Origin of the sequence: Pseudomonas sp. 24 E 13 (genome assembly GCF_900004715.1) — a bacterium.
Classification (GTDB): domain Bacteria; phylum Pseudomonadota; class Gammaproteobacteria; order Pseudomonadales; family Pseudomonadaceae; genus Aquipseudomonas; species Aquipseudomonas orientalis_A.
In genome coordinates this window covers 97,076-114,335 of sequence record NZ_CVTO01000148.1, presented here as the reverse complement: position 1 = coordinate 114,335, position 17,260 = coordinate 97,076, and the positions used below count along the sequence as shown (strand labels likewise).

Annotated in this window: 11 protein-coding genes; 6 read left to right on the top strand and 5 right to left on the bottom strand. The window is 49.5% G+C overall.

Features of this window, described 5'->3' with window-relative positions; all coding sequences use genetic code 11:
- Position 1 precedes the first annotated feature (1 nt).
- From BFP90_RS21400 to BFP90_RS21390, 6 genes are all read left to right on the top strand, one after another.
- Positions 2–322, top strand: coding sequence for a colicin (locus BFP90_RS21400; protein WP_065897918.1), 321 nt, complete (start codon positions 2–4; stop codon positions 320–322).
- Between the two features lie 390 nt (positions 323–712).
- Positions 713–1,345 carry a hypothetical protein gene (locus tag BFP90_RS27690; protein ID WP_256097498.1) on the top strand — a complete coding sequence of 211 codons (633 nt, stop codon included), beginning with the start codon at positions 713–715 and terminating at the stop codon, positions 1,343–1,345.
- A gap of 821 nt (positions 1,346–2,166) precedes the next feature.
- Positions 2,167–2,553 (top strand): hypothetical protein, encoded by a 387-nt coding sequence (locus tag BFP90_RS28520; protein ID WP_141688993.1) that lies wholly within the window; start codon positions 2,167–2,169, stop codon positions 2,551–2,553.
- 76 nt (positions 2,554–2,629) lie between these two features.
- Positions 2,630–2,935, top strand: coding sequence for a polymorphic toxin type 43 domain-containing protein (locus tag BFP90_RS29690; protein WP_083203293.1), 306 nt, complete (start codon positions 2,630–2,632; stop codon positions 2,933–2,935).
- A gap of 98 nt (positions 2,936–3,033) precedes the next feature.
- Entirely contained in the window at positions 3,034–3,558 is a 525-nt protein-coding gene (locus tag BFP90_RS21395) for a hypothetical protein (RefSeq protein WP_065893740.1), read from the top strand.
- Between the two features lie 145 nt (positions 3,559–3,703).
- A complete protein-coding gene (locus tag BFP90_RS21390; protein WP_065897917.1) occupies positions 3,704–4,306 on the top strand; it encodes a hypothetical protein in 603 nt (200 codons plus the stop codon).
- Between the two features lie 743 nt (positions 4,307–5,049).
- Here the strand turns inward: BFP90_RS21390 and BFP90_RS21385 are convergent.
- The 5 genes from BFP90_RS21385 to BFP90_RS21370 all read right to left on the bottom strand — a co-directional run bounded on the left by BFP90_RS21385 (position 5,050) and on the right by BFP90_RS21370 (position 17,170).
- Entirely contained in the window at positions 5,050–5,721 is a 672-nt protein-coding gene (locus tag BFP90_RS21385; RefSeq protein ID WP_065893738.1) for a hypothetical protein, read from the bottom strand.
- Between the two features lie 259 nt (positions 5,722–5,980).
- The gene (locus tag BFP90_RS21380; RefSeq protein WP_083203292.1) at positions 5,981–12,586 is read right to left on the bottom strand and encodes a S8 family serine peptidase; all 6,606 of its coding nucleotides are present in this window, start codon (positions 12,584–12,586) and stop codon (positions 5,981–5,983) included.
- Positions 12,587–12,597: 11 nt separating this feature from the next.
- Positions 12,598–13,374: a hypothetical protein gene (locus BFP90_RS28515; protein WP_141688992.1), complete on the bottom strand. Its 777-nt coding sequence runs from the start codon at positions 13,372–13,374 to the stop codon at positions 12,598–12,600.
- 129 nt (positions 13,375–13,503) lie between these two features.
- Positions 13,504–14,919: an HlyD family type I secretion periplasmic adaptor subunit gene (locus BFP90_RS21375; protein WP_065897916.1), complete on the bottom strand. Its 1,416-nt coding sequence runs from the start codon at positions 14,917–14,919 to the stop codon at positions 13,504–13,506.
- Positions 14,920–15,010: 91 nt separating this feature from the next.
- Positions 15,011–17,170: a type I secretion system permease/ATPase gene (locus BFP90_RS21370; protein ID WP_065897915.1), complete on the bottom strand. Its 2,160-nt coding sequence runs from the start codon at positions 17,168–17,170 to the stop codon at positions 15,011–15,013.
- Between the last annotated feature and the right edge of the window lie 90 nt (positions 17,171–17,260).

The window sequence follows — 17,260 nt, the reverse complement described above, 5'->3', positions numbered from 1 at the left end:
GATGCTATTCGCGAAAAAATTGCCGGATTGGCTCGTGGCGTGCTTCCGCATTGCGCTACTTGGCGAGATATACCCTAATATTAGAGCCATCGCCGTCGGATATCATGATGGTGGTTTTGTGTTAATTCGATACTATCTTGATCGTCAGCCAACAGACTTTGATTTGGAGAGCCTGGAGGTTGTAGCTACAAATTTAGATGCACTGGGAGGGAAAGAGCAGGCGATCAACAAAATTGATATCCAGTGCGTGCATGCGGCGGGTGCTAAGCGAGATTTAGATCCGATTAGTGGATTTGTATACTCTAGGCGAGAGCACGAATAAAAAGGTCCAGAAGGCACTGCCACGATTGGAGGTCAAGCAGCTTCTACACTTCCGAAGACCTTTGGCGAGTCGGTCCTCGGTCATAACACCCAGATTGGTGTGCGAAATAGTAAAGCGGGGAAAAATGGGGTCAGACCACTATTCTTCTGGCGGAGCACTAAACGTGGTCTGACCCCTATTTTTCCTAGTCAGCAACCTAGTCGGGTCTTGTCAAATGTCGACAGGCGGGGTAACCCTCAACCGGGGAAAATCTATGAATTTGAGGTTCCAGCTCCAGGCGGCGGTATCAAAACAGTGATGATCCGTGATGATGCTGGAGGGGGCATGATTTCGGTTCAGGTAACTCACAAAATCGAGGGCCCCACTGTAACGACGCATCTGGAAAACACTATGACTACTAATATTAAAGTTGTAAGTACACCAGATATTTCGATGATTAACGAAGTGATTGGCACTATTTATGCTTCAGAGGATTCTGAGTTAGTACTATCGGCAGCTAGCTTTTTAGTAAGTGATGTTTTAAAGGGGGCGCTGATTGGTGTGCTGGGCTTTGTTTATAGTCTGATCAATAAGAACATGCCTGATTATAATGTTTGGTTGTTTTTAGGTAACTCTGCTTGGCAGCCTGACACGAGAATCGTGCGCTATCGAAAATTGTGGGGAGCGCTGAAATTTCGAGGAAATGTAGTTTTGGGCAGTGATTCATATGAATCTGTCGTTGAGGCTAATGGGAAGCTAAAATTTTTTGGAGCTGTACGCCTTTCAGAGCTATCTATCGCAACTGTAATTGATGTGATTGTTGATGAACGTTGTTCGTATATCGTAGCATTGCCAAAGAATTTTGAAGTGCAAAGTGCTCTTAATATTGGATGGTCTGGAAATTTGTCTGAGGATTTCGGTCTTTGTTGTTGTGTGTGTGAAAAAAAAGGGTTGCTTATTAAGCAGGTCGGTGAGTTTGATGATCGTGAGCGAGGTTTTGTATCTATTGGTTTGCCAGGACGCATAGAAAAACTATTGAATTAAATCGGTGAAAAAGGGGGGGGGCAGCGCTATCAAATCAATGGGTAAAACATGCCGATTTTATCCGTCTTCGACGTCCACTGGGCAGCCTTCAGCTTCATTAAGGGAAAAATGGGGTCAGATCACTATTCTTCTGGCGGAGCACTAAACGTGGTCTGACCCCTATTTTGCCAAGGCGCGACACCGGAGCAGAGGTCTGAAGCACTGAGAGGTGTTGTCAGAGGCGACGGGTATGAAGGGCCTGGACATGACTATGTTGCTGGCTGGGTCTATATACCTGGTGCTCTCGGGCTGGCAGTGGCTACACCTGAACTGTTGATGGGGTGCGCGTTTGCTCCGCTGGCATGCAACCAGGCTGCAATAGCCGCTGCGGAAGTGGCGGGCGGGAATGCTACTCTCGGGGGGACGGCGTTTGGTGTGTTTGGTGGCGGGGCGCTGGCTGTTGCTGGTGGTGTAAAAACGGTTGCAAAAGGCGGGGCAAAACCTCCAAAAAACGTAGAGGAAATTACAAACCCACCCCAGGCGCCGATAATTCCGTCTGGATGGGTAAGTCAACCGGGAAAAAAAGGTGGTGAAGTCTACTTTCCGCCGGGAACTGACCCGGCGAAGGGAGAACATATACGAGTTATGCCGCCTGGTTCATCAGCTGTTCCCGGCTATGAGAGTGGCTATTGGCGCTGGCAAAACTCTGGGAAGCAGCCGATGAATCCTGCGACTGGAAAGCCGGGTATCGGTCCGGGAGACACACATATACCTCTTCCACCTGATTCTTTACCGCCCGTTCGTCGCTAAAATTATGGATTAAATTAGGGTGATATATGAGCATGTTGTCTGATGATTTTGATTTTCTACTGCTATCGGGCTGTTATTTGGAAATGATTTCTTTTGGAGTTCGTATCACTAAGCTAGACTTTTCAAGGCCGCAGACGTTCCCTGGTATATCTCCGTATAAAGTTTCTTTCTGCGTAGAAGCTGGGTTGAAGTATCGAATTGGAAGTGTTATTGGTCGCCGTGATTTTGCTGACTCGTCAACCAGTGCACCTTTGTTAGACTTTTTGTTAATGGACGTTCAGTCGGTTGAGGAAATTAATCCTGCTACGCTGCAGATAACATTCTGTACGGGAGATACAATTGTAGTCGAGCCTGACGACACAGGTGACTATGAATCTTACTCAATTTATCTTAACTCCGGTGACGTAATCGTAATATGACGTTGGAGGTAGGATTAACGCATAAAGGAAACAGTTTGTTAGTTTTCAGAGATTGAGTTGACGGATAATAGAATAAATATTTTGGGAAGCAGGGAAGCAGGGAAGCAGGGGTGCAAAAGCTGCGGCAAATGGCAGTGGGCCAGCTAAGGGCTTCTTAGAAGTCAGTGATGCATATTCGTCCTCTAAAGCTGTACAAGGGTTGAGTAATTCAAAACCTATTGACTTTATTTACGATCCGGCTAGTCAGCGCTTCATCATGGGGCGGAATCAATTTGGGCATGATGGGATATTGGATGCTGGAAAAATCCCTTCATCTGACGCTATCGTCGGCGGCGGGATCTGGAAGGAAAATGGAGTTCTTCGAACCTATGAATGGAGCTGACATTACGGGATGAACTGGACTCCCGAGCTTCGTGAGCAGTTCAAGTCCTTTATGAGCAGCCATGGGGTGGATGTTACCCATACTCCCGGGATATCTAGATGATAGATGATCTGAAAAAAAAGCTATTGATGGAGCTCGGTAAACTAGATGCTCCATGGATAAAAAAAATTGAGTACAACTCTGAAGGGGCTAATTTGAGTTGGCTTCCTGTAGCAAAGTTGTGTGGGGGGCGTTTTCTTTTGGGGCTTACTTCCAAGGGGCTTTGGGCTAGATCGACAGAGTCTGTTGTTCAGACAGTCAGCGACGAAACTACGTGTGTATTTTTTCTGCCAGTGTTAGAAGATCTACCAGAAGTGGTTCGTTGCAAGATGATCGATGGGCTTAAAGGTTATGGGCTTTCCGAGGAGTTCATAGACTTATTTCCATTTGAGCAAATTGTTTTGGCAGGTCTTAGAAGTCAGAGTGAGTACTGGTCTGGTTTGGCGTTGAAATGGGCTTTATTCGTCCCGAGATCTAATAGCTTAGAGGCGGAGCTGGAGGCGTTGAGTAAAGATGGAGAGACTCAAAAAATACGTCACTCGGCCAGAAAAATAGCTAAGCAGCTAAAAGTTTTGGGGAAATAGGGGTCAGGCCACTATTCTTCATAAGGTGGCCAAGGAGATTATCAGTCAGGAACCGGACCAGATTTCAGATAGCGAATCCGGATTGCCGGCACTGCACTACATCACGCTCGTGACTTGATAGCGAACTGCCTAGGAAAAGAAAGCTATGAAACGGATTTTTGCATCAACGTTCGTCCTCACTCTTGCAGCTCTTTTGAGTGCATGCGCAATCCCATACGAAACCCCGGAAGCACGCGCCAATATAGAACGCGATCTGAAGCTCAACTCAGACGATATCGTCTCCATATCGCAAATCAACTGGTGTTTATTTCCCTATGGTGATCTGAACGTGTGCCAGCCTAGGAACGGCCTGGGTGTAGTGACCAAGACCAATCTAGTACTAGCATATTTTAAAGGCGGCATGTATGAGAGCGCGGTAGTCATCAACACCAGCGATATTCAATGTGCACACATGCAAAATGGAAGAACCGAGGCCGGTGATTTTTACGTATTCACTGAGCCTTATGCCGCACTGCTGAGGTTAGTCCCCATAACTGGTGCCTTAGCACTCGAAAAGAAGGACCAGTTTCTGAGTGTACTGGCACCTCCAAGCACTGAAACCTTCACGGGTGTGCAAGGGAATTTTATTCAGGATACAGGGCGTAAGAATTATTCTGCTTCGGCTGTACCAGGAGGAAGCTATGTGGGGACTAGCAAGAGCGTTATGCAGATTATTAATCCGTGCACGAAGGGAAGAACTGCACAATGACTATTGAAACACATCGCGACTATCCGCAACCCATAACGTGGGATCAACCTCGACTACGCACCTGTTTCCGTTGTCTCTCCTGGCCCGCTCAGGAAAAATGGGGTCAGACCACTATTCTTCTGGCGGAGCACTAAACGTGGTCTGACCCTGAGGAAGCCTTAAATTGTCAGTGGTTGTGTATCTGATATGGGAAATAATAAGTGAAGCCAAAAACGGTAGGTTGGTACCTATTGGGTACACTAGTGGCGTATTTTTTTCTGGTTTTTTTTGTGGTGGGTGTTGTCGGTAATTTGCTTGTTGCGACAATTTCATATTTTGAGCTGGGTCATTGGACGCTTGAGGCTGGAATTATCAATGTCTCTCTGAAAATAGCTCTTTACTGCGGGGGGCCAGTAGGTGCGGGTATTTGGATGTTGTCATGGTTAAAAAGTCGTAAAGACAATAAAAGGTACTAGTATTGGTTGGAAAGTTATCCAGGCGACGTTGATAAAATGCCTACTGGCAAGCTGACTAGCATGGATCACGCTCGAATTGCCGCAGCCAGTGAGGTGGGGACCGACGTTTAGCTTGATCCGGAAATATCTCCAGTAGGCTTTCGATTATCTGGAAAAATTAGCAGCCTAGTGCCCGGTTTGTAGGTCCTTTGGACCTCATGGGAGCCTGCGTTATCTCAAAAACGCTGCTCAGATAAGTGAAAAGCGTCTGAGAAATATTTCATTCCAGGCACCCTGGCCACCTAAAGCTTACTTACAACGAAACCCCTCCGGCATCGTAACCGTGTAATTACGCTGCACCCGATCCTGGAAATTCAGATTGCGCAGCCCCTGTTCCACCAAAAAGGCTTCTACCTTCGCGGCCTGGCAGTCGTCGTTGTAGGACGATGCCCGCAGCACGTACACCGCGCGCTTGCTCGCCTCATCCCGGGCGGTGGCCCTGAACGTGGTGAGGGTGGTGTAGCCGGTGCGCTCAGAGGTGCCTACGGGGCCGTAGGTGGTGTTTGGGGTGCTGGTGCAGGTCAGCTGGTCGGTTTTCTTTTTGTTCTTCTTGCACTGCGTGGTGGTGCTGTTTGCCACCTGGCCGTATTCGGTGGCGGTATAGCGGTAGGTGACTTGCTTGCTGTCGACGTCCAGGGTGACGGTCATTTTGATCGGTGCATGGTCTTTGGGCAGGGTGGTGTCGGTGAAGACATTGCGAAAGCCCTGGTCCTTCATGGCGCTGACCATGTCGCGCAGGTAGTAGCGGGCGTTGAGCGCGTTTTCGTCGCTGCCGCCGGTGGACGTCACCAGTACGGTGGCCTGGCGGTCGAAGTGGTAGTCGGGGTCAGGCGTTGCGTTGATTGCTACGTCCATTTGCGTGGCGCATCCACTGAGCATTGCGGTCAGTAGCAAGAGCGTGCAGAGCAAGAAGCGGGTCATGGAAAAAACCTTACAACTGGGAATTGGGTAAAGGCTGGACGATTGAGTCCAGCGAAAAACAACCCTCAATCGTGCTGCTGCGACATCAGGGCCGCAGGCATGCCGGCAGAGACCGAATTTCTAGTATTGTCTGAGCAGGATAGTCAAAAAATGACACGAGTCGACCGGATTATGTCGTGTAGATCTGTTATCTATTTAAAGATAGCTCCCTGCAAACTACTCTCTGCAGGGAGCTAGGTGTTGATCAGATGCTACGACCTTAATGCCAATTGGCCGCAAGGACTGGCTGAAGGGCCTGCTGCTCTGATGTTGCAAGACTTGTTAAACCAGCGGCGGGAGGTGAGAACGCAGCCATAGCCTGCACTAAAAGCTCAACATTCCGATCAGATAGGCTTTTACCATCACCCGTGCTGATAGTGCTGGGGCGCTGTGGCGCACTAGCATACCAATTGAGTACCGTTACTTCTTCCTTAGAACCAAGCACAGAAATTTGCAAATCCTGTCCAGCATGCTCAAACCATAGCTTATCAGGCGTAATATCCTTGCCAAATACCAAGGTACTCATAGACCCACGGAATCCTAGATCGTAACTACCGTGCCCAACCTCCACCGTAGCCATAACACCACTGACAGTCGCTGTATTTGTACCATCTCCTAGTTTCACTTTTGCCATTGACTCCGTATTGACAATGGTATTGTCGCCATTGCCGACAGTCAGCTCTTGAATTGCACCTTGGATTGTGTTCTTTCCATCTCCAACCGTAACCGCTCTCGTCCGACTTGCGACAGTTATTATATTGTCACCATTACCGACTGACAGTTTCTGATAAATACCCGTTATAATATTTTTCCCGTTACCAACAGTAGCGCTAGAGGTATTATCAGTCGAGTCAATAGTGTTCTTACCATCGCCAGCGACTAATGTTCCCATCATGCCATTGAGCCTAACTGTATTATCCCCATTACCCAATGTAACTTTCGCGCTAAATCCAGTGACGGCAAGATCGTTATCAGCTAGATCAGGCAAATTAACGATCGCAAACGGAGTGTTCACGGGTACGGTAGTAGTTTTGACTGGTGCAATCTGTGTTGGTTTATCTACAATAACGGGCGAAGGGGTTACAGTTCCACCTGTGACCGGGGGAGTTGGCACCACCAGGTCAGTAAGATCTGTTGGCTTAGGAGTAGTCATTTCAACCGGTTTAGTTCGATCAATACCTCGCTCCGCCAAAATTTCGTCAACCGATTTTATTTTTACTTCTGTTGGTCTTGTATCAATACCACCGCCAACGTCTCTACCGCCAACTATTGGCGTGGGGGTAGTCATATCAACCGGTTTAGTAGGATCAATACCTCGCTCTGCTAAAATTTCTTCGGCAGTTTTTAATTTTGTATCCGTTGGAAGACGATCTCGACCCGCCAAAAGCTCTTCGACAGTTGGTCTTTTAGGAGTATCGATTGGTGGAATAGGAGGTAGAACAACAGCCGGTATATCAATTATTGGACGTTCGATAGAGGGCTCCAGTGTGCCCGGCACGGTAATCGTCGGATGCAATGGATCAGGGGTAGTCACAACCGGAGGGACTACCGAAGGAGTAATAGGGACTAGATCCAGCGCATGGGTAGCGAATATGAAGTCTGACTGACTCAATTGAGTGACATCAAGTGCATCCAAGTAAAGCAACTCGACCTTACCTCCGGCAGGATCAAGTGCCATAGTCGCAATATTTACACCGTGAATTTGCGACAGCCCGTTTATCGTACCGCGATTGTTTTTGCTGATTGTGAGTTGTTCAAAGCTAGTGATACCTGTCTGGCTTAAATCAATTTTGTCGGTGCCCTGCCTAAACCCTCTTAGCGCATTTTGATAGTCCGCAACCCCTGGCTGTCGAGATACAACGAAGGTATCTGAAGTGGCACTATCATGGCTGTAGACCGTTCCGGCTAGAGACGCAACAAACTGACCGTCAGCCCCCGTTGTGATACTCACACCCTTGGAGCCACCGTTTAACACGACAGTCCCCAGCCCCTCTTGTGCGGGAACCGCAGAAACGTCGCTGTTGACGTATTCCACTGGCGCAACAAATGTATCCTGAAACTTGAACTGAGCGGCTGTGATTGCCGACGCCGTTTGATTCTTCAGCAAAATTAACTGAGCATCTCCCAGATCGACACTCACATCAGCGCCGAGCTGTGTGATGACCAGATTTGCGAAGGTCTTGCCGGTGAAACCAACCAGGTCAATGATCTCACCACGGGCGACATCGTAATTCACCACGGTATCGTTACCACCACCCCGACGATGAACCACAAAAAAGTCCTTACCCGTGCCACCCTCCAGAGTGTTGTTACCTCGGCCGCCATCAAGCAATGCATCTGCCGGACCTGCGACCAGAGTGTCATTACCATCGCCAGTCACAATGTTTTGGATGGGTGAGCGACTGTTGATCGTGAGGGCCGCCCCTCCGATGTTTGCAACGCCCGTTACCAAATTGATAGAAGTATCACCAGAGACTGCCGCGGCATTGAGCGTATTACGCCCACCAACAGTTCCACTTGCGGCATCGTCCAATACACCACGGTTAGCCTGCGCAGCTACCGCTTTGATGTACTCATCTGTATAAAAGAACGTGTCGTCAGCACTCATCTTGCTACCGTACAGACGCAACGACCAACTGTTCAGCGTTACAGGAAGCCCAGTGGCGGAGTCGGTCACCTCAAGCTTCCATTCACCTGCCGTGAGCTCGCCCCAGTGATGAGTACTCATGAAGGTATACTTGAAAGCACCTGACTGTGTGCTGCCCACGTCAGCATCGCTTGCCCCTGCCGTACCAACTGGCACCTTTCCCTGTCGGTTAAGCAATACGCTTTGTGTACCATCTGGAGAAATAAGCTTGAGGGTCACATCTCCCAAACGGCCGACCTGAGCATCAAAGTCGATTTCGGCATGCTCAACGTACGAGACAGCATTCATTGCCAAACTTGATGAGAAGGTTTCCCCCGCAGCCAACGTTTTACCAACAACACCACTGGAAGCACTGAACACTGACTCGTTGGCGCCAGTGCTCTGAGTCATCCAGGCTTCAGACAGCCGCACAGCGGCACGGGCATCGACTTCACCGAAACCGTAGTCATTACTGGTGTGCATACCGCCCCCGTTCCAGTTGCGGGCGCCGTTGTCGCTCCATACTGTAGACGGATCGTTAATCTTGCGTGCCGATAGCGCCAGGATTTGCTGGACATCTCGGTAACCCAAATTAGGGTTGGCTTGAAGCATCAGCGCAACAACACCTGAAACAATAGGCGCGGCAAAACTGGTGCCTTGCATGGCGCTGTAGCTATTGCCGAAAGTCGAGCCTCGATCAGTTTCCAGCATATGACTGGTGGACACGACATTGCTGCCTGGCGCCGAGACCAATAGGCTTGCGCCTGGATTAGAGAACGGTGCTGAGCCTATTTGTAAAGTCGACAGATCACCCTGCGCATTGATGGCTCCGACCTCAATCGAGTATCGATTGTTATTGGTCAGCGATCCTTGGGCATTGCCGCCAGTAGCACGACTGTTGCCTCCGGCAGCAACAATAATTGTCCCTAACCCGCCTCGGCCATTATTTGCAGCATATTGGGCATTCGAGGTTAACGAACTGGCGGTGTTGATTTGACCTTGCTGCATATTGCTGATGGCAAAGTCATTCTGAAACCCCCAGCTATTGTTGGCAATATCATAGCTGACCATGTGGCCAAGACCAGTCAGATCATCACCTTTGTTAGCTAGGTAATAGCCTCCCAGCGTTGCATCATATGCAACCCCGACACCACCGATACCATTCTTCGCACCGACCATGACACCGGCAACCATTGTCGCGTGATTAGACACCACGTCTGGCAATGTTCCACTGGTCTGCTGAGTCTGCAGCCAAGCTTTATCAACATTGGGCGCTAGATCTGGATGCTTGATGTCGAAAATTTCAGGGTGGGTGGCAAACTCTCCACCTGGTTCAAATTGACCTATCCGTACACCTTTACCGGTGTAATCCTTCCATACAGGAAGGACGTTGATGTCGCTGAGATACCACTCTTGTGCCGTAAGCGGGTCCAGCGGCACTTCTGGTGTCAGCAGTGTAACGTTGGCTCGCATCGGAGCCGTTTGCCCCGTCCCCAGGTTGACTACCGTAGCAGAAGGGTTGCCCGCTTCATTAACCACACCATACTTAAAGCTGAGCAATCCAGTGAAGCGTGGGTCTGGGGTAAACAGTACATCCCCCTGTTGGGTGAGGCTGACAGTGCCGCCAACGGCCTCGTCCACACTAGCGATACGAAGAGTGCCTGTACTATTGAGGTGCTGATCATTGGCGAGCAGGCTGGCTGCTGAGATCAAATGGGCTTGTGTCCGGTCAAACGCCTTGCCAGCCTGATCGACAGTTAAAACATCTCCCACCGGCATTGCGTTGGGCAAATCCAGGTCCACAGCTGAAATATCAGAAAAACTCAGCTTTTGGATGTTTTTCAGTGTGACGGTACCATCTCGCCCAGCAACCGTATCGGCCACTTCGTAGCCCGTGGCAGTGCGTGTGATCTTATAGTCCCCATGGTTGCCATGCAGGGTAACGATGTTGATTCCGCCGTCACCGTCAATAATGGCATTGCCACCTCCGACCTCAACGACATCATTACCCACACTTCCGTAGATAATGTCTGCACCACCACCCGCGTGAATGATGCTGCCGCCTTCTGAGGCGTAGATTGTGTCGCCTTTCGGACCCGCGTAAATAACAGCCTTACCACTGCCTCCCAGTATGGTGTTGCGGCCTGTTCCTCCGACCAAGACGTCATTGCCCGCACCACCGATCAGCGTCGAATCTCCGGAACCTCCTTTGATGAATGCGCTAGAGGTACCACCACTGGCAATAACATCGTTACCACGGCCGCCCTGAGCAATTGTCAGTCCAGCTCGCGCCATGTTTAAAGCGACACCCTCATCGCCGACGATAATGGCCGTATCGCGTCCGCCGTTACCGTGGATATTTTCCATGCGGTCTGATGCACTGATCACAAAGACATCGTTACCAGCAGAGCCTGTGTAGGTATTGCTTCCCCCTCCACCCACGAGCCAACTACCTGTTGGCGCGGCAATGAGGGTATCATTACCGATACCACCATATAGATTGCTAACGCCTAACTGAGCAGCATCCAGTGTTTCACCGATAGTGCTCTTACTTGCATAAGCAGTCGTTGTCACTCCTTCAGAGGTGGAAGTCACCTTAGTTCCGGCGCCCTGATCAAGGAGTGTGCTGCTTACAGGATCCCCCAAAAAATCAACCGCGAGAGCTTCTTGGGTTTTACCGTTAATTGTAAAAGTGCCTTGGGCAAGCACTCTATTCCCATCACGGACTTCACTACTGGCCGTCGTGGCTCGTACATTGATTTGGGTGATACCCAGCTCGGCCAGGGACTTGAGCTCTCCGGCATCGGATTGAGCATCATGAGAGGCATCAACCCATACACGTAGCTTGCTCCAGATCGGGTCGTTCTGGTCAATCACACCATCAGCATTGGCATCTTCACTGGCGAGCGCAGCGAAGCCGTCTTTGAAGCGTACCTCCCCAGCGGCACCGCCAACCCCAGCCTTGCCAGCATAGTATTCTGAGAACATCTGACTGACGTCTTTGATCTGGCCACTGCCGTCGTCAATGACCAACATACCGGTATTGCGGTCAGCCCAACCCGTGCGCTTGAGCGTGCCACTATGATCGGTGTCAAACAATACGCCATCCCGGATATCGGTCATGCGAACGCCATTGCCGCCCAAGTCCAGCAGCAAGGGGTCGACATAGGTATTGACCGTTGTCATCGCCGAAAGGCCATTCAGGGTTACGGCATTGCGTAAACTGAAATCCGGCCTAGTGCTGTCTGGGGTCTGGTAGAACTGTGAAAGATAAGTATTGGGGCGAGCGTTAGGGTCGAGTTGAATTTCCCCTGGGCGTATTCCGCCTGTTGTCAAACTACCAATTTGCGTTGAAGTAAAATCTGTTTTATTTAGGGTGTCATCTTTAAATACAATGCTGTGGGTAGGCGAGTTGACAACATAACCATTGCTTACATCTTGCCGAGCTTTGTTTTCGCCTTGAATATTATGCTGAGGTTGTGGATCTGGCGTGATATTAATATCAATAAGACTAGAGGTCGATGCAGAAGGAGGTATATTTGACTCTTCAGCAAAGCCTCCTGTAATCATATTATACATTTGACTGAATAAGCTTTTCGTAACCGTATAAGCTCCTGAGGGAGAGTCAACCCTATCAATCCAGCCCTTGGCGAGTTTTTTATTATCATCAGTACTTATAGTCGTGGCCAGCGACATCATTTTATCCGTATTGGCCGCTAAAATGAGTTCCTTAGAAACGTCGCCTGCCGATTCTAAAACAGTTTGCCAATAGGCTTCTCTCGTACTTTCGGTAATAACCGAAAATACTGAATTTAGCGTCCAGGCATCCACACTGAGACCGTTTGTATTAAAGACGTTTCTGTGAAAATTCCATGCCTCGTCATAGTTTATATCGGAATTCAAAACTCCAGAGGCATTATTCAATTTTGCCCTTAATGCTTCTATGTATCCGTTAGCCATATCCTTGCGTATACGATTCACATCAACATCAGAAAGCGGATGCCCCGACGCGTCCGCAGTTACTTTCATGAAGTTAATTGCAGCTTCGCCTGACAAAGAATTACCCTTTGCTACTCCATTCGCAAGAGTAGCGTACTTATAACCTTTCCCTGATAAAAAATCATAAGCAGCCGATGGGCCGGACGAGTCTAAAATCCGTTTGGCCTGTTCCAAGTCAACGGCGGTTAATTGTTGAGGCATATAGAAACTCCCTATTTGTTAACTTTAGATGAAATAAAAGCGCTAGTTTTTTCAACTATTTCTTGCCAATGTCTAAGCTCGCCAGATGGAAATCTCAGCTTTACAAGATAATCAAAGTCCCTCATAAGGAAATATCCTGCGCAACTATATAAGTCAGTGCTTTGGCGAGTGCGGTAACATTCGAACACAACCGATACCGAACCGTTGTTGTCAGCCCAATAGTATCGATTCATTACTTCTGGCACGATAGCGTCGTTGCTGTCTATGTAAAACAGCCCAAGCGATTCATCGTAATTTTTATAATGATAACTATCTGAAGTCGTCTTTCCAAGTTTCAGGAGGTTATCAAGAAAAAACTGCATATTATCAGTCTTTCGAATCACTGGAGATATCGTAATCTCTAGGCCTGAAAATTTAGAGTTATTTACAAGATGCTTATTGATCGACAATGGTTGAAAGTCAGGCCAAGAAACAGACATATATAATGATAGCAGCTTGGCGTCACACCCTTTTATATTGGAGGTGAACCCTTTCTCCCAAGAGCTTTTTCCCTCGTACTCAGGCCAGAAAACAACGTATTCTCTTGGGATTTCTATTATGGTATTTGATAATGTCCCGCACACCACTCTAGGATCCACTGTTTGTCGTACCTTATCGGTATCTGGTGTGTTTTTCGTGTTAAAAATCCCATAATAACCAGCTATCAATAGAGGAGCAAAAAGCACTAACAAAAGAATTGCCGCCCCACCTCTCAATAGTTTCCATACAGCTACATAGAGTCTAGCCACGATTCTCCACCCCTTGCGCCTCTCGTTCATATAGCGTCCAACTCTATTTATATCGATCTGGAAGATGCCGAATCGTACAGGGATACCCAAGAGCCAAAATTTAACAGCCCGCAAGTCTAAAACCTATCCTCATCGCTCTCGCAAACTCTCATCAATATGCTGCTGCAGCGGGCTTAGGAAGTAATCAATAACTCGGCGCTGATCTGTTTTAACTTCAGCCGTGACAGACATTCCCGGTGTTAGCGCAACACGCTGCCCTTTGATCATTAGGCTGTCGGATTTAAGACGGATACGGCTGCTGTAAATAGGCCCTCGCTTCTCATCCTCAATCGCATCATTTGAAATGCTGACAACCTCACCTTCAACCGTGCCGTATTTGGTAAACGTGAAGGTTTCCACTTTGACCGTGACCGATTGGCCGGTTCGAACAAATCCCACGTCCTTGTTTTCTAGCATCGCCTCAACCTCTACGGGCTGATCTCTAGGCACAATGACCATGAGCTGTTGCGCTGGCGTCACAACCCCGCCGACGGTATGGATAGCTAGCTGTTGAACCGTGCCATCCACGGAGGCTCGAAGAAGGGTCAAGGTCTCTTGGTACTGGGCTTTAGCCAGTTCTTGAACCAAGCTGGCTTCTTTCTGATTAGCTTCTTGCTGCAAATCAAGCATTGTTCGGCGGGTTTGGGCCACCACACCCTCGCGCCGGCGTTTGGCTTCGCTTTGAGCAGCAGTTGATTGCAACACGCTCGCTTGCTGGATGCTGAGTTGGCGTTGAAGGTCTAGACGAGCCTGCTCTTTTTCCAGGTATTCGTGCCGGGCAACGTACTGTTGAGCCAATAACCGCTGATAGTCTTCGGCTAACTGGGTGGCGATCGGTAACGTTTTCAGCAAACTGGAAACTTGGGCTTTGGCGGCTTGTATGTCCGCGTCCCGCTGGAGAATTTCGGCCTCAACAAGATCGAGACTACTTCGATACTCCTGGTATTGTCCCAGCAACCAGCGCTGTGCCGTGAGTACCTGTTCGGGAGTAGCCTCCTGAATCAAACCCATAAGAGGTTGAGGTTCTTTTTGATGATTGATCGCATCCAGCATTGCCCCGCCACGAACACTGTCAATCCGGGCCGCTAAAAGGTCACTCTGAATGCGCCGAACCTCTGCATCTGCCGAAGTCGGGTCTAATTCGACCAGGATTTCGCCTGCTTTGACCACCTGACCATCAGTGACATGAATCGCCGTAACAACGGCTGTTTCGCTGGATTGAATCAACTTGGTTTTGCCACTGGGAACAATTTTCCCCGGAGCTACGGCGACCACTTCGATTTTTCCGAGGAAAGCCCAGAGCAAAGCTAACGTTGCGAAGGCGATAATGCTCCACATGAAAATACGGGGTGCCGGGTGTACAGGTTTATCCTGCAACTCTAATGCGGCAGGTAAGAATTGAACCTCATGGGGAAGGCGCTTGGGGGCATCCATGGTTTTTCGGCGTCGCCATGACTCACGCCAGGCATGACGGTAGCGTTGAAACAAATCGGAGCGGGCGCTCATACGATTATCGTCCTATGAAAAAACCAATACACATCCGTGTCGCATCTCAAAATGAAGCGAAGTCGGAACACACATCACGCAACTAAACGGTTCAACCCTGCTGCATTCGATGCAATCGTGAATAGTGTCCCGCTTGGTGGGCCAATAACTCTGAATGAGTTCCTTGCTCGACTATTTGTCCGCGATCGATGACCAGAATACGGTTGGCATCCCTTACCGCCGACAACCGGTGAGCAATAATAATCACCGTGCGGCCCTGGCAAATGCTCTGCATGTTTTGTTGAATGATCCGTTCGGACTCATAATCCAGCGCACTGGTCGCCTCATCGAAAATAAGAATCCGTGGATTCCCGATCAAGGCCCGAGCGATTGCTACGCGTTGGCGCTGACCACCCGACAGTGAAGCTCCATGCTCGCCGACCATGGTGTCGTAACCCTCCGGCAATTCCAGAATGAACTCATGGGCTCCAGCCATTTGCGCCGCGTGCATAACTGCATCAAGGGGAGTACCGGGATCGGCCAGCGCAATGTTTTCGCGGATACTGCGGTTGAACAACATGTTGTCCTGGAGCACTACACCAATCTGGCGGCGCAGTGATGAAACGTCAGCCAGCGCCAAATCCATGCCATCCACCAAAACACGTCCTCGCTCCGGGATATACAGGCGCTGAAGCAGCCTAGTGAGTGTGCTTTTTCCGGAACCGGAGCGACCTACCACGCCGATGACTTCGCCTGCCGCCATTTGCACGCTGATACCACGGAGCACTTCAGAACCATCAGTTCGATAGCGAAAGTGTACCTGGTCAAATTCGATATGCCCTTTCAGTGGCGGCAAGGCGCTTCTGTTGGCTTGGGACAGCTCAGTACGAGTATTGAGGATGTCGCCTAAGCGTTGAACAGACACGCCCGTTTGCTGAAAGCTGGTCCAGAGTTGAGCCAGACGCATGATGGGCTGTGACACTCTTCCGGCCAGCATGTTAAAGGCAATCAACTGACCTACCGTAAGACTGCCGTCGATCACAAGTCGGGCGCCCATCCACAGTGTCGCGACCGTCACCAACTTACCGATAAGGCCGACACTTTCGTTAGCGATCGTCGAGAGGTTTTGTGTTTTGAAGCCAGCAGCGACGTAAGCGGCTATCTGGTTGTCCCACTTACGAATGGCTTGCGGCTCAACGGCCATCGACTTGACCGTATCAATGCCGTTTACCGTTTCGACAAGGAATGCCTGGTTCTCAGCGCCACGGGAAAAACTGTCTTGTAGCCGGGCTCGCAGCAGGGGCGTGATAAGCGCGGAGACCAATACATAGAGGGGTAATGACAGCAACACAATCAGGGTTAACCAAGCGCTGTAGTAAAACATCACAGCGATAAAGACGACGGAGAACATAACGTCCAGCACGAGAGTGATTGCATTGCCGGTCAAGAAGCTTCGTATGTTTTCCAGCTCTCGGACGCGGGCGACCGAATCGCCAACCCTACGAGCCTGGAAGTAAGCCAAGGGTAAATTGACCAGGTGCCGAAAGAGCCGCGAACCCAACTCCACGTCAATACGACTGGCAGTGTGGGCGAAAACATAGGTGCGCAAGCCGCTCAGTGCCGACTCGAACAACATGATCCCCAAAAGGCCTATGGCTACAACATCCAGAGTGGTCAGACCGTGGTGTACGAGCACTTTATCCATCACCACTTGAAAGAATAGTGGTGTCAGCAGTGCAAATATTTGCAGTACAAAGGAAACCAGCAGGACTTCACCCAGCAGCTTTCTGTACTTCACGATGGCAGGAATAAACCAGGTGAAGTCGAATCGAGAGGTTTCACCAGGACTTCCGGTTTCAGAACGAACCAAAATCAATTGGCCATTCCATCGCTCTTGCAGTACTTCGTTGCTAATAATTTCCGCTCGTTCAGCACGCGGATCTTGGATAAGAGCCTTGCCCTGATCCAGCCTGGCGATAATGAAAAAACGTCCTTCGCGATCAATCGCTATTGCAGGTAGAGGGGTGCTTCCAAGACGGGCAATCGAGGTCTTCACCGCTTTTGCTTTCAGACCAAGTTTTCTAGCGCCGAGCAGCAACTCAGCCTGAGAAAAGACTTGTTTGTCTGCTGAAAACTCATGGGAAAGCTGTTCAGCAGACGCAGCGAGATTATGAAACCGAGCCAGCATGATCAAACAGGCTAAGCCAGTATCCATGATGGGAGCAGTAGAGGGTGGTGCAGGCGTCTCGACGCCCGGAGCTTGTGTACTCATATTGCCGTTGCGTCCTTGCTCCCCTTTGTTAAGGGGAAATTAATACGTCGGTATTGATACTTTATAACATGCTTGTAATGTGCGTTACTT

Bases quoted from the DNA above. Each gene is read 5' to 3' on its own strand.
- BFP90_RS21400 (WP_065897918.1), top strand. From the start codon at position 2: ATGCTATTCGCGAAAAAATTGCCGGATTGGCTCGTGGCGTGCTTCCGC.
- BFP90_RS27690 (WP_256097498.1), top strand. From the start codon at position 713: ATGACTACTAATATTAAAGTTGTAAGTACACCAGATATTTCGATGATT.
- BFP90_RS28520 (WP_141688993.1), top strand. From the start codon at position 2,167: ATGTTGTCTGATGATTTTGATTTTCTACTGCTATCGGGCTGTTATTTG.
- BFP90_RS21395 (WP_065893740.1), top strand. From the start codon at position 3,034: ATGATAGATGATCTGAAAAAAAAGCTATTGATGGAGCTCGGTAAACTA.
- BFP90_RS21390 (WP_065897917.1), top strand. From the start codon at position 3,704: ATGAAACGGATTTTTGCATCAACGTTCGTCCTCACTCTTGCAGCTCTT.
- BFP90_RS21385 (WP_065893738.1), bottom strand. From the start codon at position 5,721: ATGACCCGCTTCTTGCTCTGCACGCTCTTGCTACTGACCGCAATGCTC.
- BFP90_RS21380 (WP_083203292.1), bottom strand. From the start codon at position 12,586: ATGCCTCAACAATTAACCGCCGTTGACTTGGAACAGGCCAAACGGATT.
- BFP90_RS21375 (WP_065897916.1), bottom strand. From the start codon at position 14,919: ATGAGCGCCCGCTCCGATTTGTTTCAACGCTACCGTCATGCCTGGCGT.
- BFP90_RS21370 (WP_065897915.1), bottom strand. From the start codon at position 17,170: ATGAGTACACAAGCTCCGGGCGTCGAGACGCCTGCACCACCCTCTACT.